The organism is Rothia sp. CCM 9416 (assembly GCF_048513535.1).
Taxonomy (GTDB): domain Bacteria; phylum Actinomycetota; class Actinomycetes; order Actinomycetales; family Micrococcaceae; genus Rothia.
Genome location: NZ_JBLXXR010000017.1, coordinates 26557 through 50663, shown reverse-complemented (window position 1 = coordinate 50663; position 24107 = coordinate 26557). Strand labels below are relative to the sequence as shown.

At 54.9% G+C, this 24107-nt stretch carries 25 protein-coding genes; 3 read left to right on the top strand and 22 right to left on the bottom strand.

Translation table 11 applies throughout. From position 1 onward, the window contains the following. Window positions 1-162 precede the first annotated feature (162 nt). The 5 genes from ACN080_RS08010 to ACN080_RS07990 all read right to left on the bottom strand — a co-directional run bounded on the left by ACN080_RS08010 (window position 163) and on the right by ACN080_RS07990 (window position 5030). Complete coding sequence (locus ACN080_RS08010; RefSeq protein WP_419099620.1) at window positions 163-720, bottom strand: HIT family protein; 558 nt, start codon at window positions 718-720, stop codon at window positions 163-165. Between the two features lie 81 nt (window positions 721-801). Beyond that, on the bottom strand, window positions 802-1893 hold the full coding sequence (locus ACN080_RS08005) for an NADH:flavin oxidoreductase/NADH oxidase (RefSeq protein WP_419113492.1): 1092 nt from the start codon (window positions 1891-1893) through the stop codon (window positions 802-804). A 134-nt stretch (window positions 1894-2027) separates the two neighbouring features. After that, window positions 2028-3353 carry a carboxylesterase family protein gene (locus tag ACN080_RS08000; protein WP_419113491.1) on the bottom strand — a complete coding sequence of 442 codons (1326 nt, stop codon included), beginning with the start codon at window positions 3351-3353 and terminating at the stop codon, window positions 2028-2030. 39 nt (window positions 3354-3392) lie between these two features. After that, window positions 3393-4028, bottom strand: a complete 636-nt coding sequence (locus ACN080_RS07995) for a hypothetical protein (RefSeq protein WP_419113490.1) — start codon at window positions 4026-4028, stop codon at window positions 3393-3395. Window positions 4029-4343: 315 nt separating this feature from the next. After that, complete coding sequence (locus ACN080_RS07990; protein ID WP_419113489.1) at window positions 4344-5030, bottom strand: DUF6318 family protein; 687 nt, start codon at window positions 5028-5030, stop codon at window positions 4344-4346. Between the two features lie 337 nt (window positions 5031-5367). Here ACN080_RS07990 and ACN080_RS07985 point away from each other — a divergent pair, with 337 nt between their 5' ends. Continuing rightward, a complete protein-coding gene (locus tag ACN080_RS07985; RefSeq protein ID WP_419113488.1) occupies window positions 5368-7209 on the top strand; it encodes an NERD domain-containing protein in 1842 nt (613 codons plus the stop codon). A gap of 353 nt (window positions 7210-7562) precedes the next feature. On the opposite strand, the gene ACN080_RS07980 is transcribed toward ACN080_RS07985, so the two are convergent. From ACN080_RS07980 to ACN080_RS07955, 6 genes are all read right to left on the bottom strand, one after another. Beyond that, entirely contained in the window at window positions 7563-8408 is an 846-nt protein-coding gene (locus ACN080_RS07980) for a hypothetical protein (protein WP_419113487.1), read from the bottom strand. Next, window positions 8409-10406 carry a threonine--tRNA ligase gene (thrS, locus tag ACN080_RS07975; RefSeq protein WP_419113486.1) on the bottom strand — a complete coding sequence of 666 codons (1998 nt, stop codon included), beginning with the start codon at window positions 10404-10406 and terminating at the stop codon, window positions 8409-8411. It lies immediately after the preceding gene. 89 nt (window positions 10407-10495) lie between these two features. Continuing rightward, the gene (locus ACN080_RS07970) at window positions 10496-11716 is read right to left on the bottom strand and encodes a DUF1648 domain-containing protein (RefSeq protein ID WP_419113485.1); all 1221 of its coding nucleotides are present in this window, start codon (window positions 11714-11716) and stop codon (window positions 10496-10498) included. Further along, window positions 11709-12110, bottom strand: a complete 402-nt coding sequence (locus tag ACN080_RS07965; protein ID WP_419113484.1) for a GntR family transcriptional regulator — start codon at window positions 12108-12110, stop codon at window positions 11709-11711. Before ACN080_RS07965 ends, ACN080_RS07970 begins: the two co-directional genes overlap by 8 nt. A 92-nt stretch (window positions 12111-12202) precedes the next feature. Next, window positions 12203-12877 (bottom strand): TenA family protein, encoded by a 675-nt coding sequence (locus tag ACN080_RS07960; RefSeq protein WP_419113483.1) that lies wholly within the window; start codon window positions 12875-12877, stop codon window positions 12203-12205. Between the two features lie 51 nt (window positions 12878-12928). Then, complete coding sequence (locus tag ACN080_RS07955) at window positions 12929-13798, bottom strand: DNA-methyltransferase (RefSeq protein WP_419099802.1); 870 nt, start codon at window positions 13796-13798, stop codon at window positions 12929-12931. Window positions 13799-13965: 167 nt separating this feature from the next. Between ACN080_RS07955 and ACN080_RS07950 the strand changes: the two genes are divergently transcribed. After that, the gene (locus tag ACN080_RS07950; protein WP_419099608.1) at window positions 13966-14271 is read left to right on the top strand and encodes an ArsR/SmtB family transcription factor; all 306 of its coding nucleotides are present in this window, start codon (window positions 13966-13968) and stop codon (window positions 14269-14271) included. Between the two features lie 20 nt (window positions 14272-14291). On the opposite strand, the gene ACN080_RS07945 is transcribed toward ACN080_RS07950, so the two are convergent. After that, the gene (locus ACN080_RS07945) at window positions 14292-14429 is read right to left on the bottom strand and encodes a hypothetical protein (protein WP_419099607.1); all 138 of its coding nucleotides are present in this window, start codon (window positions 14427-14429) and stop codon (window positions 14292-14294) included. Window positions 14430-14441: 12 nt separating this feature from the next. Next, complete coding sequence (locus tag ACN080_RS07940) at window positions 14442-14579, bottom strand: hypothetical protein (protein ID WP_419099606.1); 138 nt, start codon at window positions 14577-14579, stop codon at window positions 14442-14444. 196 nt (window positions 14580-14775) lie between these two features. Here ACN080_RS07940 and ACN080_RS07935 point away from each other — a divergent pair, with 196 nt between their 5' ends. After that, complete coding sequence (locus ACN080_RS07935; RefSeq protein ID WP_419099605.1) at window positions 14776-15282, top strand: GNAT family N-acetyltransferase; 507 nt, start codon at window positions 14776-14778, stop codon at window positions 15280-15282. Between the two features lie 18 nt (window positions 15283-15300). On the opposite strand, the gene ACN080_RS07930 is transcribed toward ACN080_RS07935, so the two are convergent. The 9 genes from ACN080_RS07930 to ACN080_RS07890 all read right to left on the bottom strand — a co-directional run bounded on the left by ACN080_RS07930 (window position 15301) and on the right by ACN080_RS07890 (window position 24094). Continuing rightward, entirely contained in the window at window positions 15301-16206 is a 906-nt protein-coding gene (locus tag ACN080_RS07930) for an SOS response-associated peptidase (RefSeq protein ID WP_419113482.1), read from the bottom strand. Next, entirely contained in the window at window positions 16185-16853 is a 669-nt protein-coding gene (locus ACN080_RS07925) for a lipoate--protein ligase family protein (protein WP_419113481.1), read from the bottom strand. The genes ACN080_RS07930 and ACN080_RS07925 overlap by 22 nt, the downstream gene beginning before the upstream one ends. A gap of 38 nt (window positions 16854-16891) precedes the next feature. Beyond that, window positions 16892-17716 carry a GNAT family N-acetyltransferase gene (locus ACN080_RS07920; RefSeq protein ID WP_419105301.1) on the bottom strand — a complete coding sequence of 275 codons (825 nt, stop codon included), beginning with the start codon at window positions 17714-17716 and terminating at the stop codon, window positions 16892-16894. 134 nt (window positions 17717-17850) lie between these two features. Next, the gene (gene nrdF, locus ACN080_RS07915) at window positions 17851-18825 is read right to left on the bottom strand and encodes a class 1b ribonucleoside-diphosphate reductase subunit beta (RefSeq protein WP_419099601.1); all 975 of its coding nucleotides are present in this window, start codon (window positions 18823-18825) and stop codon (window positions 17851-17853) included. A 180-nt stretch (window positions 18826-19005) separates the two neighbouring features. Then, complete coding sequence (nrdE, locus tag ACN080_RS07910) at window positions 19006-21186, bottom strand: class 1b ribonucleoside-diphosphate reductase subunit alpha (RefSeq protein WP_419099600.1); 2181 nt, start codon at window positions 21184-21186, stop codon at window positions 19006-19008. Further along, entirely contained in the window at window positions 21150-21611 is a 462-nt protein-coding gene (gene nrdI, locus ACN080_RS07905; protein ID WP_419113480.1) for a class Ib ribonucleoside-diphosphate reductase assembly flavoprotein NrdI, read from the bottom strand. The genes nrdE and nrdI overlap by 37 nt, the downstream gene beginning before the upstream one ends. Window positions 21612-21725: 114 nt before the next feature. Continuing rightward, entirely contained in the window at window positions 21726-21959 is a 234-nt protein-coding gene (gene nrdH, locus ACN080_RS07900; RefSeq protein ID WP_419113479.1) for a glutaredoxin-like protein NrdH, read from the bottom strand. 497 nt (window positions 21960-22456) lie between these two features. Further along, complete coding sequence (locus ACN080_RS07895) at window positions 22457-23542, bottom strand: App1 family protein (RefSeq protein WP_419105302.1); 1086 nt, start codon at window positions 23540-23542, stop codon at window positions 22457-22459. A 111-nt stretch (window positions 23543-23653) separates the two neighbouring features. Continuing rightward, window positions 23654-24094: a hypothetical protein gene (locus ACN080_RS07890; RefSeq protein ID WP_419105303.1), complete on the bottom strand. Its 441-nt coding sequence runs from the start codon at window positions 24092-24094 to the stop codon at window positions 23654-23656. Window positions 24095-24107: the final 13 nt, after the last annotated feature.

Genomic DNA, 24107 nt, shown 5'->3' with positions numbered 1-24107 from the left:
TAACAGCCCACACCGGCAACCCGGAAGAAACCTTCTTAGTCAATACCGCCACGCTCTCAAACAAAGCCTGTGCCAGAGTGGGCGGGCTCATTCACAAGGAAAGTAGCGAACCGCGCCTCTTCTAGACTTTTAGCACGATTTTTGTCGCACAGTACAGTGCATTTAGTGCCTTGATTGAGCCCAGTGATCGGCCAGCAAGGTACGAATCTCATCCAGGGTTTGGGTAACAGTTTTAGTGCCGGCAACAATCGGCAGAAAATTAGTATCACCGCTCCAGCGGGGAACAAGATGCTGGTGCAGATGATCGGCAACACCGGCCCCGCCGACCTTACCCTGGTTCATACCAATGTTGAAGCCAGCGGCATTACTGACCGACCGCAATAGGCCCATAGCCTGCTGGGTCAGCGCCGCAATTTCAGCGGTTTCCTGGGGTGTGGCGTCATCGTAGTTAGGAATGTGACGGTAGGGGCACACCAGCAGATGCCCGGGGTTGTAGGGGTAAAGGTTTAGAATGACGAAAGCGTGCTGACCCCTGTGTACGATCAGTGACTGATCATCACTGCGGCCCGGTGCTTCGCAGAAGGGGCAGGTCTGTTCGGTGTAGTCCTTCTGACCGCCTTTGACGTAGGCACGGCGGTGGGGCGTCCACAGGCGCTGGAAAGCGTCGGGTACGCCGGGTAGCTCAAAAGAATCGGTGGTGTAATCGGGCGTAGTCGTCACCTTCTCTAGTCTACTGCCCATCTCGAGCAAGTGCAGGAGCCGGAGCACCCAAGAGAGGAAGCTCCGGCTCGCAAAGGTTTGTTAGCGCCGAGTGTTCCAGGCCCGCTGATACTGGGCCGGGTAGTAGTCAATGTCTTCTTTAAGCTCCTGCGCCCACTCCAGTGCGAAGGAGGGGCGACGCAGGGCCTCACGGCCCACCAGCACAATATCGGCCTGTCCAGAGCCCACAATGTATTCAGCCAGACGGGGTGAGTTAATCATGCCAACAGCCGCCACAGGAATCTCGGCCTGCTGCCTAATCTGGTGTGCCAGCGGGGTCTGGTAGCCGGCAAAGACCCTAATCTTAGCCGGATAGTTACCGCCAGCAGACACATCGGCCATGTCAAGGCCATCCTCTTTGAGCCACTGCACCACCTGAACGGTTTCCTCCGGCGTGATACCGCCCTCCACAAACTCACTGGCCGACAGACGCACCAGCAGGGGCATAGTCTCTGGGATGCGTGAACGCATAAGCCGGACTACCCTGCGGATAAACCGTGCACGGTTTTCCAGGCTACCGCCGTACTCATCGGTACGCTCGTTGGACAGGGGCGAGAGGAACTGGGTCAGCAGGTAGCCGTGGGCGCCGTGGATTTCAATAAAGTCAAAGCCAGCGGCAAGGGCGCGCTCAGCGGCAGCCCCAAAGGCCTCAACCAGTTCCTCAATCTTCTCCAGGCTCAGCGCCTGGGGTTGATCATAGCCCGGGTAGGCAATAGCTGAAGGGGCTAGGGTTTGCCAGCCTCCTTCTTGGGGGCTAAGCGTCCCCTTGTGACCGCCACGAGCCGCAATCTCACCGGCTGTTGAGGCTTTGCGCCCCGCATGGCCAATCTGGATACCGGCCTTAGCGCCCGCTGCCTGGATAGCCTGCACCACAGGTTTGAAGGCCTCGGTGTGCTGATCGCTCCACAGGCCCAGGCAGCTGGGGCTAATACGCCCCTGGGGCTCAATATCGGTCATTTCAACAATGACGGCCCCGGCACCACCGCGTGCCAGCGCGGAATAGTGGCCGACATGGTAGGCGGTGGCAAGCCCGTCGCCTTCGGTCACAGAGTACTGGCACATGGGCGGCACCCAGAGCCGGTTGCGGGTGCTCATAGAGCCAAGAGTGAAAGGTTCAAACAGTGGGGAAACCATAACTCCTCATCCTTTACAAAATTAGGCAGGTACAGAGCCAACTCTATCTAACCGAATGAACCTCTTGAATGAGCAAAACCGCAAACGCCCCTTAGCTGAGAAATATTGACTTTTAAGACCTGGCTAAAGCTAATCTAGGCAAGACTGATTCGCGCCGCATCGGCATACTGTGCGGGCACTGAGCCGGTTCGTGCCAAGCTAGCCCAGACAGCGCGCAGCGCCCGCCCCTGTTGAGTACGGGTTGATGGCCCCGCACCTGCTCGGAGCGCTGAGCCTTCCCAGGCCGGATTGTCAAAGAGCAAGCTGAGATCTGAGCTGTGGGTTGAGCGCCGGTAGTGCCAGCCCGAGCCAGTTTCCAGCGAATAGACAGTCGCTTGCCCACCGGCCCGCCTGTATTTGTCGGCAAAGTTCCGGCTTGCCCGCGTGTAGATCCGCTCGGTGAGCCAACGGGTCAGCGGCTCGCCCCAGGCAAAGAGGAATTTCCCCAGCGCGGTGGGGAACTCAGGAGTCAGCCCGGCCGCCTCCCTGGGCATGTTGCCCACCAACAGCGGTACCCTAGCCGCTAGCTGTGCCAGTTGGACGGGTTCTTCTTCCTCTGCCGGTAGTGGGTAAGCACCAAATTGACACCCCAGGGGCAGGAAACCGGACCAGCCAAAACGTAGGGGGTTGGCGAAGAAGTAGCGGCCGCCCTGATGCGCCCAGACCTGGGCGGGCGCTCGCCTATCTAAATGCTCGGTGGCCGCCAGCAGGTGCTTGGCCAGCTTTTGCTTGCCGTAGCCCAGATCCAAGGGGGCACTCTGGATGATAGCCCTGTGGATGAGGTTCTCTTCCGCCACCTCGGGGGTAGCTAGGAGGCGGGCAACTAGGTCTCCGCCAGCGGATTGTCCCCAGGCTGTGACACATTCCGGGTCACCGCCAAACCTCTCAATATTTCCTTTGACCCAGCGCAGGGCCGTCAAGGCATCCAGTAGCCCAAGGTTGGCGGGGCGCGTTGCGGTGCCACCCAAAAACCCCAGCAAGCCAAGCCGGTAGGTGACCGTGACAACCACCAGGTTCTGCTCCTCCACCAGCTTGTGGGGGTCGTAGGCGGGAGCGTCTCCCCCGCCGGTGAGATAGGAACCTCCGTGGAAGAAGACCATAACGGGCAGTTTTGTGCCCTCTGCATGAGCAGGGGTCATGACACTGAGCTTTAGGCAGTCTTCCGAAAAACTGACGGGCTGGCCGATGTCCGGCCCAGCGAGTCCTGTGGGCTGAGGGCAACCGGGGGCGGGAGTATCTGCCGTAAAACCCATGGGGAGGTTTTCTAGCGGAGCGAGTTCAGGGTAGCTAAACCTGCGCGCGCTGGCGTAGGGGATACCCCAAAAGTAGTTGATACCGTTCCGGGTTACGGGGCTGAAAGGCAGACTGGAGCTCTGCCCTTGCTGAGGGGAAACTGGCCGGTGCTCGCGCTCATTGTTCATGCTCCTATAGTACGGTGCTTCATAAGTTATTTTTCTTTACTACCCAGGGCAGCCCCAGGCGCTGGGGTTGGTAGCGCAATCATCAGCGACCAGGCCTGTTTTGACCCTCCATACGCGGATGAGCTGGGGCTCACTAGTTGCGTCGCCCGTACCGTCGATGACTTGCCAGGGCCCTCCGGCTACGCTGAATTCGCCCCGATAGTAGGTGGTAACGCTGTAGTTGAAGTCGCCCGGCTCTGCGTATTTGTGGCTGGTGGGGGTTTCTTGATCCCAGACGTCTTCGCCTAGCTGGTAACCGGGGCTGGTGGTGTTCAGGGTTTGGCCGTCGCCGTAGGTGAAGGTATAGGAAATGGGGATAGCACGCACCTGTACCGGCACGCCACCCATTTCGATGTCGAAGGTTTGTTCTTGGGGGCTGGCCCAGAAGTTGGTGTTGTAGTTTTTGAGGGTGTGGGGTGCGCGTTCTTGGTGGGCTTCTGAGGGGAGGATGCCGAGGTTTTGGAAGTCCTCAGTGGTGACGATGATCGGTTCGGGGGCGGTGACGGTTTCGCCGTTGGGCAGGGTGTACTCGATTGGGTCAGCTAGCTGCCCGTGAGGGGTTTTAGGTAGGCAGAGGTAAGTTTGCCCGAACTGCCCTCGCTGAACACCAGGTGCATCCGGTGGGGCTAGTACCAAATTTTGTGAGGCCTCAGGGCTACTACAGGGAACGTGGGACGGGGAAGATTTTGAAGCACCAGACGAGTTGAGGGAATAGCTAGATACATCTTCATCAATTGCCCTTGGTATAGGCTGAACGGAGTCTTTATTCCCAACTACTCTGTCGGGATACCCAGGCGGCAAATTCTTAAACTCCTGATTACTCCACACTTTAATAGTTGACTCGTCGATAGTTCCTTCGACAGCAAAGCCCGGAGCACTTGTTAACGTGACCACGCAAAATAGTGGCAATGCTATTACACGTGCTGAACTCTTCAGATTTTTTAGCAACCTTTACTGCCCCTCCACCACTTCGACCCCTTTAAGAGTCCAGAACCCTTTTTCAAACTTCGCGACAAAGTAAATTCCTTGGCCGCGAGTATGAGACCAGTCCACTAAATCGCCAGGGCCGTCCAGCTGGACTCTCATATCCTCTATATTTAGGTTCCCACCCCAGGTGTAAATCCCATCCCCTTGAGCAACTAGCAGGCCCTCTCCAAAGATTGCTTCTCGTCGGCCACCTTCAATCCAGCCCTTTCGGTTGTAGATTTCATTAGACCAAATATAAAATTCTCGTTCACTCGTATATTCATCAGACACGAGGGGCTGTGCATATGAAAAGTCACCGGTCTGAATCCCGTAATTCACACAGTCGTTCCAGTAACCGATGAACTTAAAGAGTCCGTCTTCTGACTCAACATTCATACCCTCCGGCTTAACCGGCTTCGGTACGTTCTGAGCAGGGCCCTGCTCGTCAGCAGGCCTGTATTCCCCCTCAGGAGCCTTAGACCCACCAGAGTAATGTTCAGCGTCCCCAGACTCTGAGACAGTCGCAGAGCCACTCGCTGAAGAAACCACGCTACTAGAAGAAGTTGATGGTTCAGGAATAGATCCGGTTTTCTGTTCCCCACAACCGGTAAAAACGAGGGTTGCTAGAGCGGCCAGTGTGATGGGGGTTGCAAGTGTTTTCCGGGGTGCCATGTGCTACTCCTGTGTGACGTGGGGCGATGGACTGTTACACAGTTTCTACCACTGTAGAAGTGCCCAGGCAAGCAAGTAGTGCTGGCGCTGTGCAAAACCCTATTTTGTGTCTACTTGTTACGATTCAGACATTTATTGAGCGTACCGGCCGTACACCTTGAATGTGGTAGTTAGCCATCGTAAAGCTAAACCGAGAGCGACGAGCCCCCACCACCTTCTGCAGTTTACGCGCAGAACTTCTTTATTTTTTGTCATATTTGCTTCCGTCCAAGACCCCAAACCCGTGATTGGCTACCATAAACGTAGTACAGACTGCAGCTACCTACGAGGTGAAGCCATGAACCACCAGACCGAGCTATTTGCCGAAGTCCTTCAAACAGAACTTCCTGAACATCGCGGTGAACGCGAGTTTGCCCAGCAGTTGCTCCCCTGCCTCCCCGAACAGTCAAAGGTGTGGTTTAACCTACAACTTCCAGGGTGCCGAGAGATTGATGCCCTGCTCTTACACCCCACCTACGGCTGCGTACTCATTGAAGTCAAGTCCAAGCCTCTGACTATGGTCAAGCATTTTGATATTCATACCTGCGAACTTGAGGGCCAAAGTAGCTTCATCCACCCACTACGGCAGGCAATCCAGGCCGTCTACCCGTTAAAACAAAAGTTTGAGGACTATGGCCTGAGGGCCCCTTGGATTCGTTCAACCGCAGCTTTACCCCTTATCTCGCGGACGGATTTTTCTCGAAAGTTTAATAGGTCACCTGAGCTCAAGAGTGCTATTGGGGACCAGATTAGCGGCATGATCTTCTCCGAAGATTTACGCAGTGCCGAGCATCTAGAGGATTTGTTGGCACGTATGGTGGCAACTCCCCCCATTGGCTCAGCACCGGCTAAGGTCACCTTTGATTTTGATGAGACTTTGAAGAATCTTGCAAAGGTCTTGGGCACCCAGAAAAATGAATCTAAGCTAATTAGCCAGTTCCAGATTCAGCCCAATAGACCGCGCAAAGACAGTATCAAAGACTTCACAAGTCCCGGCCGTCGGGGCGCTGTTGTTATCAATGGGCTTCCCGGTGCAGGGAAAACCCAGGCCTTACTCGATATTGCTGTCAGCCATGCTGAAGCCGGCCGTAACGCCCTTTTCGTCTGTTTCAATAAGGTACTGGCTACCCGGTTCCGTCAGGACATGGAAGCTCTAGATACCGTGTCAGCAGAAACCAAGGGGCGTGTGCTGATTGCCGATATTTATGACTTGCACAATGCGCTGAAGGACGAATTTACACAGGTTACCTACACGAACTTTTTTGAAACAGTCTGTGTTGATGAGTCCCAAGATTTATACCATGCCGGGGTTCGGCAGGATCTACTAGACCTTATTGACGGTGTGGTAGCGGATGGGGCCGAATGGTTCTTCGCTTATGGGCGTGACCAGGAGCTTTATGGTACAGCACCTGAACGTGTACTTGCTGCCTTGAAAGTCCCAGAAAAAGTACAGGAGCTGCGCCGTCCTGCACGAAGCGCTACGGATAGCTTCCGTGAGAGTGTTTTCTCTCAGGTTGGCTTTGATTATTCCTTTGACCCGGCCCGGGCCGAGACCGCTGCCAAGGAGATGCTACGCAGGATTCAGGGTGATGAGACCCTGTCTGATAGCACCTATAAGCAGGCTATGCAGTCCATTAAAGTGACTAAGTTTTCTCGTAAGACCGCTGTCGAAGAGTACGAAAAATTGCTGACGGAGGAACTACAAAAGGTTAAGGAGCTTGGTGCGCCGCATGATTTGATGCTCCTCTTTCCAAGAACTGATCGGGATGCGACGGGGCGTGAGCTAGTTGTTCAGGCGCTCAAGAATCTGGATATTCCTTATCTTGACCAGGTGATTGCGGATAACCGGCGTGAGCGTTTGGAACCCGGCCATATTCGCTTGGTAACGGTTCACTCTTCACGCGGTTTGCAGGCTACCCGAACCATTTTGTTTGCACCTCATTTGATTGCGGCCAATACTCAGTTTGAAGATTCAAGGGTCTGGAACAGCACCGTTCCCTACATTGCGCTTTCCCGAGCTATGAACGGTACCCATATTGTTGAGTTCCAGGACGAAGAGCCTTCAAACTTCCAAAGGTACGTGAACGACTGCCGGGAGGCTTACGGCCAGCAGCTCTTGCAGCAGCTGATGGGACTGTAAAGATAAAAGAGGTGCAAACTATCGAAAAGGAAAGTCTGCACATCGTTTATTGCTGATGTAAATAAATCCGTCAAGACTAATGAAATCTTCACTATATATTAATACTTGGAAAACTCGAAACCTTATTAAATAGACTGATATAAGAGGGCTAGAGAAGCAGAATAAAAATAGATTTATTACACCTAGCGCAACGCCCGAGGTTATCCGACCAATCATACTGACTGGCATCAATCAAGTTTGGCGCGAATCATCAGGTGATTGTCAGCTAACCAGGCGACAGGAACTGCAGCTGGAGAGATTTGAGCAATAATAAACCTCACAAATGAATCTCTGAATATATGGAATAATATTAATTATTTAACTGTATTTGCAGGAGATGCACCTTTATCAAGAAATACCATAGACTCCCCTTTATTAAGTGGTGAATCCCTGATAAATTTCGCACCATTATCTTCATCGTCTAGATTTTTGAAAGAATATTTTCCATTCCAGATAATCCCTTTATTATCCTTAAACTGGTATTCGACATCAATTTCATAAGTCTTACCTGGTATCGATTGGCCATCCACCAATAGACCCTGATCAAGCTCCCAAACACTCTTACTCTCACCAGGCATGATTTGCCATACGGTAGATGTACCTGCGATGCCGTACTGCATACCATACTCAGTCTGATTGTGCATAATCTTATAATTATCACTCCTATTGCCTCTTGTCTTAACCTCATAAATCGGGGCCTCCGACGGGTTCTTAATGCAAATCTTCCATCTATTTGCAGCTTCTGAACTCTCGGGATTCATATCATCCCCTGGACCGCAAGATTCATTCCCCTTGACAATATAGTGGAATATTTTATCCGCCTGAGTTCTTTCAAGCAAAGTATTGTTGGCATGCAAAGGTATTACTATCCCAAAAAACGCAACTACTAGGGATAAAATGGGAATAAAATTAGAAGCAGTTTTAAAAATTCCAGAGAAAAAATTAGAAATAGAATCCCCCTTTCCGCTTAACGGAGCCCGCTGTTCTGATTTTTCAAATCCTGTAGAGATCTTATTTACACTATCACCAGTTTCTTTATTTTCATCATGTGGAAAGTTTATCTGAATTGAGGTTATTTGATCTAGCAAAAATTGACTATTTACTAAATCGATACTTTCTGGACCGAAATTTAATCCATTGTTTTTATTCTCAAACTCCACCTACTTAGGGTCCTCATTCACCCGCTGCTCGATGTGCTCCACAATCCTGCGGACAGCCTCATCAACGGGCACGCCGTTTTCTTGGGAGCCGTCGCGGAAGCGGAAGGAGACCGCACTGTTCTCGGCGTCCTCTCCCCCGGCAATCAGAATGAAGGGGGCCTTCTGCTTGGAGGCGGTGCGGATCTTCTTGGGGAACCGGTCGGTACCGTAATCCACCTCAACGCGCACACCGGCGGCCTGCAGTTTAGCGGCAACCTGGCCCATGTAATCGTTGAAAGCCTCAGCAACCGGCACACCAATCACCTGAACAGGGGCCAACCAGGCCGGGAACGCACCGGCATACTGCTCAATGAGTACACCCAAGAAACGCTCAAAAGCACCAAACTTTGCACAGTGAATCATGACAGGCTCCTGGCGGGTGCCGTCCGATGCCTGGTATTCCAGCCCAAAACGCTTGGGCTGGTTGAAGTCGTACTGCACGGTAGACATCTGCCAGGTACGGCCAATAGCGTCCTTAGCCTGAACAGAAATCTTGGGGCCGTAGAAGGCGGCACCACCGGGGTCAGCGACCAGTTCCAGGCCGGTTTCGGTGGCTACCTGTTCCAGCACAGCGGTGGCTTCTTCCCACTGCTCATCAGTACCGATGAACTTGTCCTTCTTATCGCCCTCGGTGTCGCGGGTGGACAGTTCCAGGTAGAAGTCGGTCATGCCGAAGTCTTCTAGCAGGGACAGCATGAACTTGAGCAGGTGGCGGATTTCATCCGGTGCCTGCTCCTTGGTCACATAGGAGTGGGAGTCGTCCTGGGTAATCATGCGCACGCGGGTCAGGCCCTGCAAAACGCCGGACTTCTCATCGCGGTAGACGGTGCCAAATTCAAAGAGGCGCAGGGGTAGCTCACGGTAGGAGCGGCCACGAGAACGGAAAATCTCGTTGTGCATGGGGCAGTTCATGGCCTTAAGGCGGTAGGCCTGGCCCTCGTCCTCCATTGCGGGGAACATGCCGTCTGCGTAGTAGGGTAGGTGGCCGGAGGTGTAGAAGAGGTCTTCTTTGGATATATGCGGGGTCTTGACGTACTGGAAGCCCTCCTCAATGTGGCGGGTGCGGACGTAGTTTTCCATCTCGCGCAGGATGACGCCGCCCTTGGGGTGGAAGACGGGCAGGCCGGGGCCGATAGTCTTGGGGAAGGAGAAGAGGTCCAGTTCTTCGCCCAGGCGGCGGTGGTCACGGCGCTCAGCCTCAGCAATGCGGTCCTTGTAGGCCACCAGTTCTTCTTTGGTGGGCCAGGCGGTGCCGTAGATGCGCTGGAGCATGGGGTTCTTTTCAGAACCGCGCCAGTAGGCGCCACCGGCACGCATGAGCGCATAACCGTTAGCAATCAGCTTGGTGTTGGGCAGGTGGGGGCCGCGGCAGAGGTCCTTCCAGACCGTTTCACCCTTCTTGTTGACGTTGTCGTAGATGGTGATTTGACCAGCGCCTACCTCAACGGAGGCACCCTCGGCGGCGTCGGCACCGGAGCCGGGGCCCTGGGAGAGGGTCAGCAGTTCCAGCTTGTAGGGCTCGTTTGCCATCTCCGCTTCGGCCTCAGCCTGGGTGACCACGCGGCGGCGGAAGGTCTGGCCGCTCTTAATAATCTTCACCATGTTCTTCTCGATCTTCTTCAGATCTTCGGGGGTGAAGGGTTCTTCAACGTCAAAGTCAAAGTAGAAGCCGTCGGTGATGTAGGGGCCAATACCCAGCTTGGCGTCCTTGCGGTATTCCTGCACCGCCTGCGCCATGACGTGTGCGGCTGAGTGTCGGAGCACGTTCAGGCCGTCTTCCTCATGGATACTGACAGGTTCAAGGGTGCAACCGTCGGTCAGTTCAGTGGAGAGGTCTACCAGGGTGCCGTCGATACGGGCAACGACAATCTCGGGGTTCTCGGCGAACAGGTCGGCTGCGGTGGTGCCTGCTTCAACGGTGTGAGCGGCGCCGGCTAGGGTGATGGAAAGGGATGACAAGGAGTCTCCTAAAGGGTAGTGCCCACCCCTACCACGGGTGGGCTAAAGTGTACATCTGCACGGTACGAGGGTGCAGAACAGTATCAATTCTACCCTGCCAGCAGGAAGGGCAGCAGAATGCTGGAGACCACAATGACCAGAAAGATGATGCCAAAGACCCAGCTTGCCGGGTGCGCCCAGTTGGGTGAGTAGCCAACACCGATGTGTTTGGGCACCATGATGTTGGGGTTATCCCGGTTGTAGTAGAAAATCCCGTACTTGATGTGGTCGCTTTCGTCGGGTAGTTCGAGTTCGGTGGGGTCCACTGCCCCGGCTTGGGCAAGCGCAAGGACGGCCTTATCGAGCGACCGGGTAGCTTTGACGCCGGCCAAGCTGACCAGCAGAGTGGCTCCCAAGACCAGCACTAAGAAGATCCAGAGCTTGGCGGCCTGGAACCAACCGGGCAGAGTAATCAGTGCGGAGAGGTCCAGCAGCCCGATACCGAGCGTCAGCGTAAAAGCAAGTAGCCCCAAGGAATGCAAGGTTTTCTGAGCCGCAACCTTGGTGCGGAGTCCCTGGTAGTCTGCGGCACTGACACCAAGGGCATCGCTGAGTAGGTCAAGGCTCTGGGGCGGCTTGGCAGGAAGACCAGCCAGCTTGGCCTCCCCCGGTTTGGCCTGGCCGTTCATCTGGTGGGCCACAAACCAGCCGCACAGCCATACCGTGCCGAGGGTAAAGAGGGCACTGGAAAGAGGCATAAAGACAGACCACACCGTTTTAGCCGCCCAGCCGTCGGCTTCACCTGCCGCATTGAAGTGAACGGGGTAAGGGTCGGGCAGCTGGGGGTAGCGCAGAGCAAGGGCGAGAGCCCACAGGGCTACCAGGAGCAGAGAGGCCACAAACCAGCCGGTTGGCATGCTCAGGGGTGAGCCTTGGCTGACCTTGATGTTAAAGGTCTTTCCGGTTTCTACCCCGGCGTACCACTTGCCCCGCTCCTTAAGGTCTGCAACCACCCTGCGTGCTTTGGCAATAGCGTAGGCCGTTCCGGCTAGCTGTAGAAAAGGGAGCAGGGTGAGAGCCACCAGCCCGTTCAGCTGGCTGAGAACCGCTAAAAGGCTTGCCCCCAGAATAAGTGGTAGAGATATGGCTACCGTCCAGAGAGTAAAGACGCGGTTTGCCTGCTTGAGCTCCGGTGTGTGGACGTAGCTCAGGGGGATGTTCACCCCGTAGGGCTTGTTGACCGCTGCGAGATTCGGGGTTGTCAGCAGAACGGCTAGTAAAAAGAGCCCCGTGATGAAGGTAAGTATGGGCAATGCTAATGCGTTAGACATGGCTAGCCTCCTGCTGGGATTCGAGCCAGGTCAGTTGCTGGCGCGCGGTGAGAAGAATGGCTTCGGTGTCTCTGCCTTGGGCGCGCCCTAAGGCCAACAGGTGCAGGAGGGCTTCTTCCCAATTGCTACTGTCCAGGTCTGTAGCCGTATGGTGCGGGTCGGCGGCGACGGTTGTTTTCCCTCGGTTGTGGCTAACAATCAGGCCTTCTGCCTTAAGCAGGTCGTAGGCTTTGAGCACCGTGGCGGGGTTAATGCTGAGTTCCTGGGCCACGGCTCGCACGGAAAGAAGCTGGTCGCCGTAGGCCAGCTGGCCGGTAGCAATTGCTTGGACCACCGCATCGTGTATCTGCTGGTAGACCGGTAGCGGCGAATTATCCCTAAGGGTGATGTTCATGGTCTCCCCCCCTATCTGTATTAGTTTTAATAATACAGATAGGGGGGGGTGGGGCACAAGACCTCCGTGCAGAAATTGCGGGGCAAGCGACCTTAGGAAAGTGCCTTGTACCCCAGTTCAAAGAAGTCATATTCAAGCTGAAGAGCCTTTCTCCACAGCGGCAGAAGGGTCTGAACCTGCTCACCATCAAGAAGTTGGCGCTCCAGCTCCCCTGCCAAGAAGTTCACCCACTCCTTGAAAGAATTGCCACGGTGTAAGTCAATCCACCCCCGGTACAGGTCATTCTCTGGAAGCTCCCTCTGCAGAGAGCCCCAGTCCAGGTAGAGCCCTTCAGCGATAACCAACATGACCAGGAGCTCCGCGTAGCTACCCTCCCGGCTCACTGAGTACATCAGCTCTTGAAACTGCCTGGTTGTTGCATCCAGTTCAGGCTGCGAATAGTCCGCTTCGGGCACTCCGAACTGCCCGAAGGCCTTCAGGAAGTATGAGTCTTCATCGCTAGCCAGAAAGCCTAGCTGTTGTGAGAAGCGGATCTTTGCTTTCATGCTGTCAGCCCGGGCAACGCAAGAGCCCAACATGCAGATGAAAGCCTCGAAGAATTGGTAATCCTGAATCAGGTAGCGGCAAAAGACTTTTGGGTCCAAGGTGTCATTGAAGAGTTCATCAACGAACCTGTGCTGGATAGAGGCCCGCCACAGCTCCTGAGTCTCGGTGAGGAATTGTGAAAGGCGGGGGCCTACCTCAAAGGTGTGTTGGTTCTGAGCCATGAATCTGCACTTTCTCTGGGAGACATGGTTGCACCAACAATTATGCTGTTTTTAGACAGCCTTTGGGAGGTTTTGTGAAGCTTTAGCTCGTGATTTCTTAAAGGTGACGTCCAGACCGTCCACAGCTCTCAGGCGCTTGCGCATGACCTTAATGGCCTCGGGGTTCTGGTCAATCATCAGGAATTTACGGCCCAGCTCCGCACAGGCGTGCCCGGTTGTACCGGAGCCACCAAAGAAGTCCAGCACCCAGTCACCCTCGGCACTCGATGCCTGCACTATACGGCGCAGGATACCCAGGGGTTTTTGGGTGGCATAGCCAGTTTTTTCTCTACCGCTGGGTGAGACAATAGTGTGCCACCAAACGTCAGTGGGCAGTTTGCCAATCGCGGCTTTCTCTGCGGTAACCAGCCCGGGCGCCATGTAGGGCTCCCTATCAACAGCCAATGAATTGAAGTAGTAATTTTGGGGGTCTTTGACGTAGACCAGAATGTTGTCGTGCTTGGCGGGCCATTTTTTCTTTGACTTAGCACCGTAGTCATAAGCCCAGATAATCTCGTTCAAAAAGCATTCACGGCCAAAGAGCGCATCGAGTACCACCTTGGCGTAGTGCACCTCGCGGTAGTCCAGGTGCAAGTAGAGCGTGCCGCTGGGTTTGAGTAGTCGCCAGGCCTGCATAAGCCGGGGCTCTAGAAACTCCCAGTAGTTCTCAAATGAGTCTGAATAGCCGTAGATATCGCCCTTAATAGTCTCGTAAGTCTGGCCTTTATAGCCGACCCGGGTTCCGCTCTCAGCACGCACGGTTTTGATGCTCTGCCGCTTCTGGGTTTTACCCGTATTAAAGGGCGGGTCAATGTAGATGAGTTGGAAACTCTCTTCGGGCAGGTTTTTGAGCACGGCAAGATTATCGCCGTGAACCACCATGCTGGAACTATCTACTGACCACAAAGAACGTTTTGACACAAGCTATAGGATACCCCACGAGCTTCCCTACCCTTAGGGTATCCCCGCCACCGGGATCCAGCCAGTCTTCCTGATGAGCGGTTTGAAGCCCTTGACTTATAAAAATTTCTTTATATAAAATATCTCTTATGGATACCGCTGAAGAATACCCACTAGAGACCTACGAGCCCTCAGTGGCGCTCTTCTCGGCTCTAGCTCACCCCTTGCGGCTAGCTATGTGCCACCACATTATGGACCAACCCCATACGGTCAGTGAGATTCATAACTGCCTAGGGGTTTCCCAGCCCCTGGCCAGCCACCACCTCAAGCTCCTCAAAGAGGCCCAGGTTATTACTAGCTGGCAAGAGGGCCGCAAAACCTTTTACCAGCTAGCTGATCAACATATCAAACACATCATTCAAGATGTCCAACAACATACAAAGGAACAAAGATGAGCACCCTTAGCCACCGCGAATCAGAAGCCCACGCCCACACCCACGGCCCAGACTGCGGCCACCAGGCTATCATCCACCTGGACCATGTAGATTACCTGCACGATGGTCACGCCCACCGTGAGCACGAGGGCCACTACGATGAATGCAGCACCTGCCAATGCCAGGACTGCTCAGACATCTGCGCCACCTGCGAATGCAGTAACTGCGACTGCCCCACCTGCAACCACCAGAGTTGCCAGTGCGCAGAGTGCAGTGACAGTTGCGCCAACTGCCTCTGCGATAACTGCAGCTGCTCCACCTGCCAGCACGCAGCCTAAAAAGCAAGCAGTCTACGGACCATAGAGCACCTACAGAGAACGCCACAGGCGGCCCCCCGGGAGCCGCAGGATAAAATTATCCTGCGGCTCCCGGTTTACTGAGGATAAGTAGGCAATACCCCCTCAAGACGGTATTCTATAAATCACAAGTACAAAACTTGACATCCCCTGAGGAGGAGAGAAGAAGATGAGCGGAACAATTACCCTGGTATCGCAGACCTCTAAGTCACATAAGCCTCTAACGGTAAACACTCGATGGGCGCAGCCACAGGATGCTCAGGATTTGGCTCGTTTGTACTTTGCCTCCTATGACGAGAACCGCTTTGGTTCCCAGTCAGAAGCTGAGCAAGAAATATCGAGCATCCTGCGCGGTGAGCACGGGGACTTCTATGCTGAAGCCTCCCCCGTCATCCTAGATGACCACGGCAGGATCATCGCCGCTGCGCTCTGCCTCAAAAACCGCATCGTGACCGAGCCCAAAAATATACCGACCATCTACGAGCTGTTCACTGCGGCCTCACGCCGCCGTGAGGGCCTGGCTGAGCAGCTGATTCGCCGGAGCCTGGATCAGATGTTTGCAGACGGCTACCAGCAGGTATCGGTATGTATTAGCGATAATAACGCTGCCGCGCTAGCTCTCTACCTGACCCTGGACTTTAACCGCTGGTTCCCTGAGCCCGAGGATATTATCTAGGCCTCCCGCAGCCTGCCTTTACAATCCGGTCAGTAGGTCCTCAACTGGCTCGATCAGGTAGCTGGCCTTATTGTGCACGTTACCCACGTCCTTACTGACCGGGTGCAGGGTCCAGGCAGAGAGCTGGGCGAAGGCTTCTTGGCGAATTGAGTCTAGCTCGGCTTCCGCGGCCTGTCGATACTGCGCTTTGAGGGCAGAGGTTGAGGGTGCTTGCCCGCCAGCGGGCCGACCTGCCTGCAACCAGCGGGTGAGACTGTCACTGGGGCTGATAGCTTTATCATCGGCGACAGAGAGAGGCACCGGTAGCCGGCTGTGTAGCTTCCCCAGTTCCTCTTCCATGGGGCTGGCATAGGCGGGGCTCCCTCCCACATCAGCCACAATTCCGGTGTCAAACTCACCATTGCCTGGTGAATCCATGGTGATAATGGAGCAGGACAGCAACCAGCTCTTGGCTCGACCCTCAAATACTTGACCGGGACCGGCAAAGTCTTCAGGAATCCGCCACCAGGAATACAGCCCCGCACAATAAATGGGTCTGCGGTCAGAACGGTGCACAAAGTAGGGTGTCTTGGCCTGTTTACCGCCGGCAGTGGTCTCGGTCTTCCATTCGTAGTAGCCGCTCATAGGGATTGCACAGTGCCCGGCTACAGCGGCATCGCGGAAGGTGGGCTTAGTAAAAATAGTCTCGCTCCGGGCGTTAAAGGCACGGGAAGACTGCGTCGGGTCTTGAGCCCAGGCAGGTAGCAAACCCCAACGGGCACTGTGCAGTTCGCGCACAAAGCTACCGTTCTCAAGCCTATCGACCAGAATAGGCACGGAGGCTGTGGGTGCAACGTTGTAATTAAGGACGGGTTCAGCTAGCTCAACACCGGCCACATACTGGGGGTGTTCCATAGCAAGCTCTAGGGCGTAGCGGCCACACATGAGAACCCCCCCTTTTCGTAGGCCTCAAGGAGGGCATCTTCGACATCATCAACGGTCACTAAAGGCTCAATGTCCTGGACTGCACCGACTGTTGCAGGGTCTAACGGTAGCTCTAAAGCCTTATAAACATCGCGAGTGACCGCGCGCAGGGGTGCTGAATCTTGCACTACTATCCCCGCTGAAAACCACCAGGCACCAGCGACAACCCGCTGAGCTGTTCCAACCAGTTTAACCTTCTTACCCTTGGACAGCTGACCCCAGACCGAATACTCACCGGGGCAGTACTCCCCCGCTATCTCTCCCAGGCCAGCCTCTACCCCCAGTGTTTCGAGCGCCTGAGCGAGTAAGTCCCCAAACTGCCGGTAGCGCAGGTGGTTGCCACTGACCGCATCCGGGTCGTGCTGAAAATGGTCAATGACCAGGCACCCCCTGTGGTAAGCGGCAGCTCGTCCGCCCACCCGCCGAACAAGGGGTTCAAAACCGTGTGCTTGCGCTAGCTGCGCTGCCTCTTCAAAGCCAGGATTGAGCTGATCCCTACGTCCAAAGGCAAGAGCAGCCGCAGGGCGGTAAAGCCTGATATGTGATTCTTCCTCCCCCCTGCCCACAGCCCTGACGGTTTCTAAAGCACGCTCAATCGTGTTGGCCATCCTCGACACCTCTCGGCCAGGCCGCCGAATCTCTACCATTAGCTCACCGAAATTTCATTAAGACTGGTCGAGACAAACTCCCACCAGGCCGGGCGCAGACCGGCCTTCAGGGCTACCTGCTGGCTCAGGATATGTGAGGGGCTTGTACCGTAGAAAGGAACGAATCCTTCCAGCAGAATAGCAACTGCAAGTTCACGCACCAGATAAGAAGCCAGCCCCCTACCCCGGTACTCGGGGAGCACATCAATCCCAATTTGCCGGCACCAGTTGGAGTCTTCGCTAGCCCCTGAAAGAGCAACCACTTCGCCCCCGGCAAGGGCCCCCAGTACCTGGACATCCGGGCGGAGCTCCTTGAAACCCAGGGCATTTTCGAAGCGGCTATCGCCCCGGAATTTCTCGAATTCTTCCGGCTCAAGCCACCGGTACTCAAAGCCTGCGGGGGCAGACCGTTGTAGGTTCTGTTCCTGCCAAAAATCTTTGCCGGGGGTATAGAAGAGCGAGGTACCGCTTAGCTGTAGCGCATAGGGGGTCAGGTAATCGTTGAGTTTGCGCAGTTCGGAGTAGTCCCCCACCCAGTTGCCGTTGTCCCCTGCTAGTAGGTTATCGGCGGCCTCGCGGACTCGCGGGTGCTGGGCGCAAATCACCGTCAGCCCTCGAAAGTTTATTAGCCTCAGCTCCCAGTGGTCACGGTAGCGGCGACGGGCCGGGTGCATTTGGTCCAGCGGTAGTCGAGGCGCAGAAAGCTGGGTGGAACCGTGCTGACGAGCTATGGCAATGGCCTGTTCAGGTAGGCACAAATCTACCGACAGTTGGGCGGCCAAAATTTCTTCTACAGCTACATAGCTGGTGATGGCGGCAGGCATAGCTCTCTTTCTCTGGCTATCTGGCTCGTCTCCTGGGGCGCGGGCAGCTACTGGTGAACGCACCTGTCATGCCTCTCCCCCGCTTGTGTGCGGTGGAGAGGCAGCTTTCTTCAGGTTAAACGTTGGGGCTTAGCTTAGAAGTCCCAATCCTCGTCCTCTGTGTTAACGGCCTTGCCGATCACGTAGGATGAGCCGGAGCCAGAGAAGAAGTCGTGGTTCTCATCAGCGTTGGGTGACAGGGCTGCCAGGATTGCCGGTGACACGTTAGTGACGGTTGCCGGGAACATAGCCTCGTAGCCTAGGTTCATGAGTGCCTTGTTGGCATTGTAATGCAGAAACTTCTTAACGTCCTCGCTCAGGCCAACCCCGTCGTAGAGTGAGTGGGTGTAGGCCACTTCGTTCTCGTAGAGTTCGTAGAGCAGGTCGAAGGTGTATTCCTTAAGTTCTGCCTGGCGCTCGGGGGTTTCCTTTTCAAGGGCGCGCTGGAACTTGTAGCCAATGTAATAACCGTGCACGGCTTCGTCCCTGATAATCAGGCGGATCAGGTCTGCGGTGTTGGTGAGCTTGGCACGAGAGGACCAGTACATGGGCAGGTAGAAGCCGGAGTAGAAGAGGAAGGATTCCAGCAAGGTTGAAGCTACCTTCTTCTTAAGGGGATCGCTGCCCTGGTAGTAGTCCATGACGATGCGGGCCTTCTTCTGCAGGTGCTCGTTCTCGGTGGACCAGCGGAAGACCTCATCGATTTCCTTGGTGGAGCAGAGCGTGGAGAAGATGGATGAGTAGCTCTTGGCGTGTACGGACTCCATGAAAGCGATGTTGGTGTACACGGCTTCTTCGTGGGCAGTTACGGCATCTGGCAGTAAGGAGACAGCGCCAACGGTTCCCTGGATGGTGTCCAGCAGGGTCAGGCCGGTGAAGACGCGCATGGTGAGCTGCTTTTCTTCCTCGGTGAGGGTCTTCCAGGACTGGACGTCGTTGGAGAGCGGCACCTTTTCTGGTAGCCAGAAGTTGGCGGTCAGGCGGTCCCAGACCTCTAGGTCTTTTTCATCTTCGATACGGTTCCAGTTGATTGCTTCAACGTGATGGACCAGTTCGACCTTCTCACTCATGGTGATGGGTTCTCCTCGCGTGGGGGTGGTATGTGTGCCGGTGAGGGCACTTTTGTTTCTATTCTGTCACCCTACCGGGTAAAAAGCATGGTGACCTTGAGGCGGGTTTGGGGGTGCTCCCCCGCCGGGCTCGAAAAAGCTTGCTGGGCTTCATAGTCCAGCCCAGCAAGCTTCAAGCCTTTAGAGCATGCAGGACACGCAGCCTTCGACTTCGGTCCCTTCAAGAGCCATCTGGCGGATACGCGAGTAGTAGATGGTCTTAATGCCCTTTCGCCAGGCATAAATCTGGGCCTTGTTGACGTCGCGGGTAGTTGCGGTGTCCTTGAAGAAGAGGGTCAACGACAGGCCCTGATCTACGTGCTGGGTGGCAACAGCGTAGGTGTCGATGATCTTCTCGTACCCGATTTCGTAGGAGTCCTGGTAGTAGTCCAGGTTCTCGTTGTTCATGTAGGGCGCGGGGTAGTAGACACGGCCCAGTTTGCCTTCCTTGCGGATCTCAATCTTGGAGGCAATCGGGTGAATCGATGAGGTTGACCCGTTAATGTAGGAGATTGAGCCGGTGGGCGGAACGGCCTGCAGGTTCTGGTTGTACATACCGTACTCGGCGACGTTGGCAGCCAGCTGCTTCCAGTCATCAGCGGTGGGTACAGAGTGTCCTGTAAAGAGTTCACGGGCTCGTTCGGTCTCAAAGTCCCAGGTTCCGTTGATGTACTTCTCAAAGTACTCGCCGCTGGCGTACTTGGACTTGTCGAACCCCGCAAAGGTTTCCTTGCGTTCACGGGCGATTTCCATAGAGGCGCGGATTGCGTGGTAGGTGACGGTGTAGAAGTACATGTTGGTGAAATCAAGTGCTTCTTCGGAACCGTAGTAGATATGCTCGCGGGCCAAGTAGCCGTGCAGGTTCATCTGTCCCAGGCCAACGGCGTGGCTCATGGAGTTACCGCGTTCGATGGAAGGTACGGAGCGAATATCAGACTGGTCTGAGACTGCTGTGAGCGCGCGAATTGCGGTTCCCACGGTCTGGCCCAGATCACCACCGTCCATTGCCAGGGCAATGTTGAGTGAACCCAGGTTGCAAGAGATGTCCTTGCCAACGGTTGCGTAACCCAGGTCGGGGTTGTAAACCGAGGGCTCGGAAACCTGCAGGATCTCGGAGCAGAGGTTGGACATAATGATTTTGCCGTCGATGGGGTTGGCCTTGTTGACGGTGTCCTCAAACATGACGTAGGGGTAGCCGGACTCGAACTGGATTTCTGCCAGGGTCTGGAAGAATTCGCGGGCCTTGATTTTAGTCTTCTTGATGCGAGCATCATCGACCATTTCGTAGTACTTCTCAGAGACGTTGATATCTGAGAAAGGTAGGCCGTAGATACGCTCAACATCGTAGGGCGAGAAGAGGTACATGTCCTCGTTCTTCTTAGCCAGTTCGAAGGTGATATCGGGGATGACTACGCCCAGGGACAGGGTCTTAATACGGATCTTTTCGTCAGCGTTTTCGCGTTTGGTGTCCAGGAAGGAGTAGATATCTGGGTGGTGGGCGTGCAGGTAGACTGCACCTGCACCCTGACGGGCACCTAGCTGGTTGGCGTAGGAGAAGGAGTCTTCCAGGAGCTTCATCACGGGGATAACACCCGAGGACTGGTTCTCAATCTTCTTGATGGGTGCGCCGGCTTCACGCAGGTTGGTGAGCGCAAAAGCCACACCGCCGCCGCGCTTGGAGAGCTGCAGGGCCGAGTTGATGGAGCGTCCGATGGACTCCATGTTGTCTTCGATGCGCAGCAAGAAGCAAGAAACCAGTTCGCCACGCTGCTTCTTACCGGCGTTCAGGAAGGTGGGGGTCGCCGGCTGGAAACGACCTGCGATGACCTCTTCAACAATCTTGGTGGCAAGAGCCTGATCGCCCTCTGCTAGCAGCAGGGCTACCATGACCACGCGGTCTTCGAAGCGTTCCAGGTAGCGCTGACCGTCAAAAGTTTTGAGCGCGTAGGAGGTGTAGAACTTGAAGGCCCCCAGGAAGGTGGGGAAGCGGAACTTCTTGGAGTAGGCCAGTTTAGAAAGCTCTTTGACGAACTCGAAGGGGTACTTTTCGAAGATCTCTGGCTCGTAGTACTGGTGCTTGATGAGGTAGTCAATCTTTTCTTCTAGGTCGTGGAAGAAAACAGTGTTGTTGTTGACGTGCTGCAAGAAGTACTGGCGGGCTGCTTGCCGGTCAGCCTCGAACTGAATCTGGCCCTTCTCATCGTATAGATTTAGCAGGGCGTTGAGCTCGTGGTACCCCATGCCCTGGTATTTTTCGGGGGTGCTTGGGTCCTCGTGGCCTGGTTCTAGGCTGAGACCGGGTACAGGGAGTTTTGAGTCCAAAATTCTTCTAGTCCTTTTCGTACGGTGTCTACGTCTTCTTGGGTGCCCATCAATTCAAATTTGAAGAGCACCGGTACCTGACATTTAGCGGCGACTTTGTCTGCTGCTACGCAGTAAAGGTCACCAAAGTTTGTGTTCCCGGCTCCAATGACTCCTTGTAGGAAACGGCGGTTTTCTGGGATGTTGAGGAACTTCAGCACCTGAGGTGGGATAGATCCGGCCCCTCCTGGACGCCCGTAGCTTGGTAGACAGAGGACGTAGGGGTGGTCTACTAGGGGTGGCTCGTCCTTGGTTTTCAGGGGGAGCCTGACACTGTTTATCCCGATTTTCTGGATGAACTTGTGTGTGTTTTCAGAAACTGATGAGAAGTAAACGATAGTGGGTTGGCTCGTGATCTGTTCTGGTGTGTACTGGGGTTTTTCCATGAGCGCAGTCGCCTGGCCTGAGGTTGTAGTTACTGGGTTCTTGCCTGCTCTTATACGGAGGCAGTTCAAGGGGCCCTTGCTGGCTGTACAGTCCTCTAGAGCCCCAGAAGATTTTTAAGCGGCGAGTTCGGCTAGATAGTTAATGCGGTCGGGCTGGAAACCTGACCAGTGGTTTTCGCCGGCGATCACAACGGGTGCCTGCAGGTAACCCATGCCCTTGATAAGTTCTAGCGCTGCGGGGTCCTCGGTGATATCAACGGTGTTGTATTCGACTCCGAGCTTATCGAGTGCGCGGTAGGTCATGTTGCACTGAACGCATGCTGGCTTGGTGTACACCGTTACGGTCATGGTGGGGTCTCTCCTTGGTATCCCGCTTGCGCAGGAAGTGACTGAAGCGAACAGCCCTTGCGAGCTGTGTGGGGGTGTTCTGGGGAGGAATCTCCCTTATCCCCCGAACCGGGATTTAATACTACATCTAGTGTTCAAAGCACGCACCTAGCCCAACATAGTGTGGTCTGTTACGAAAAAATTTTTGGTCGACGTCTATCCACAGGGCCTTCCGCGGGTTTCCGCGCTTTAAGGGGGTTATCCACATATTTATCGGTTACCGTAGCTCAGTTGCCCCATCATGTGAGTTACGATGCAGGCTCTGTTCCCGGGCTCGCACCGGGTGGCTAAAGCTACCGCGTATTTACAAGGGAATGGCGCTTAACCCTAAATTGAGCCTTGAGCCTTTAAGGCTTGTTCACCAAGATTTAAGAGATTTTTTTACCAAGGTGTGTCATCGAAAAAGCACCCTTGCCAGGCTTGACAAGGGTGCTTTTTAAGGTTTTGGGGGACAAGGGCTACACTAGGCCGCGTTCTTTCAACTGCTCGTAGAGGGCAGTACCGTCATTGCCTTCCAGCCAGAGGTCACCTTTGATGATATCGCGGGCTCGATTATCGCCCCAGACACGGCCTGAGGAAAGGACCGATTCGCCAAAGGTGAGGTTACGAATCAGGATTGCTTCTACGTTCTGGGGGTAGCGCACAGCAAACCCATTGTAGATTTCGGGGTCCCGCTGACCATCATCACCGATGAGAATCCACCGTATATTGGGGAACTCACCGGCAAGGCGTTTGAGGGCGTTTACTTTATGGAGCGATCCGGAGCGGAACCAGCGATCAGGGGTGGGTCCCCAGTCGGTGAGCAGGAAGGTGCCTTTGGGGTAGCCGTTACGGTGCAGAAAGCGGCGGAGGGTGGGGGTAACGTTCCAGGCACCGGTGGAAAGATACATGAAAGGTGCCTTGGGGTGAGCTCGGTGTAGGCGATCCATCATCACCGCCATGCCGGGGGTCGCACTCCTGGCGTGCTCGTTGAGCACAAAACTGTTCCAAGCTGCCACGAAAGGCCGGGGAAGGGCCGTGTTCATGACAGTATCGTCCACGTCGCAGATAACGCCCAGGGTTTGATCTTCGGGTACGATGTAGACGCTGGTGGTTACCGGCTGGCTCCCCTCTGTGGACATCGTGACGTCGTGCAGACCGGGTGCAAGGTCCAGCTTGAGCTTCTCATCAATTACTCCCCCTCGGTCTGTATAAACTGTGTGGGTTAGACCGTCAATGGTGACGTTAATCGGGGCGTGAGAAATCGCTACCGAGGTAAAGGACCGCCAGCCCCGCACAGGGTCCACGGAGGGGTCGCCCTTTTCAACAGAGTCAAAGAACTCCTCAAACAGGTTTGTTTTGTAGAGTGCCCGTCCGAGTATCCGGACCCAACCTTGCCCACCGTACCCAACGCTGGGAACGAGGACGGGTTCAAGCCCGGTTTGGCGGGCACGTTTGGCTCGGAATGAGTGAATGTTATCGCCAACACGGTAAACGATGTTGGCGGCTTCGTCAGCTGCTTCTGCAACGATGGTTCTTAGTTCGTGCGCCCCGGGAGTGCTCATAGGGCTAGTTTTTCATATTCTTGCTCTCAACGCATATTTGGCTCGGCCTTAAAGCGTAAGGTGGGCACCGTCTGCGGCGCCCACCTGTGTGTGATGAGAGAGTGTTATTGGTTATGCAACATTGAGAACGCAGGTTGCGCTACCGGTGCCCTCAGCCGCGTTGTTGTGGTTAACATGCTCGCCTTCTTTAAGAGAGTAGCCGGTACCCTTAATAGCGCAGGAGACCTCGGCCTCAGCATCCTGAGCTGAAACTGAAATACGGAGCTGGGAACCTGAGAGGTCTGCCAGGTCGTCGAAGGTCAGCTTGTAGAAGTTTTCGCCTTCAAATTCTGTGCTGTTGCCCTCAAAACTAATCTGGTCCTGGTAAACAGTGACGGTTGCGGGTACTTCGGCGCCGTTATGTTCGGCAGTTACCTCAAAGGTGATGTCGTCACGGCCACCCCAGCCGTCAGTTTTTTCGAAGCCCAGGCCGGGAACAGTGGTTTGCGCACAGCCAGCGAGCAGGGCGGTCGCCGCAAGCGCGGATACTACGGTAACTTTTTTCTTTGCCATACATAAAAATATA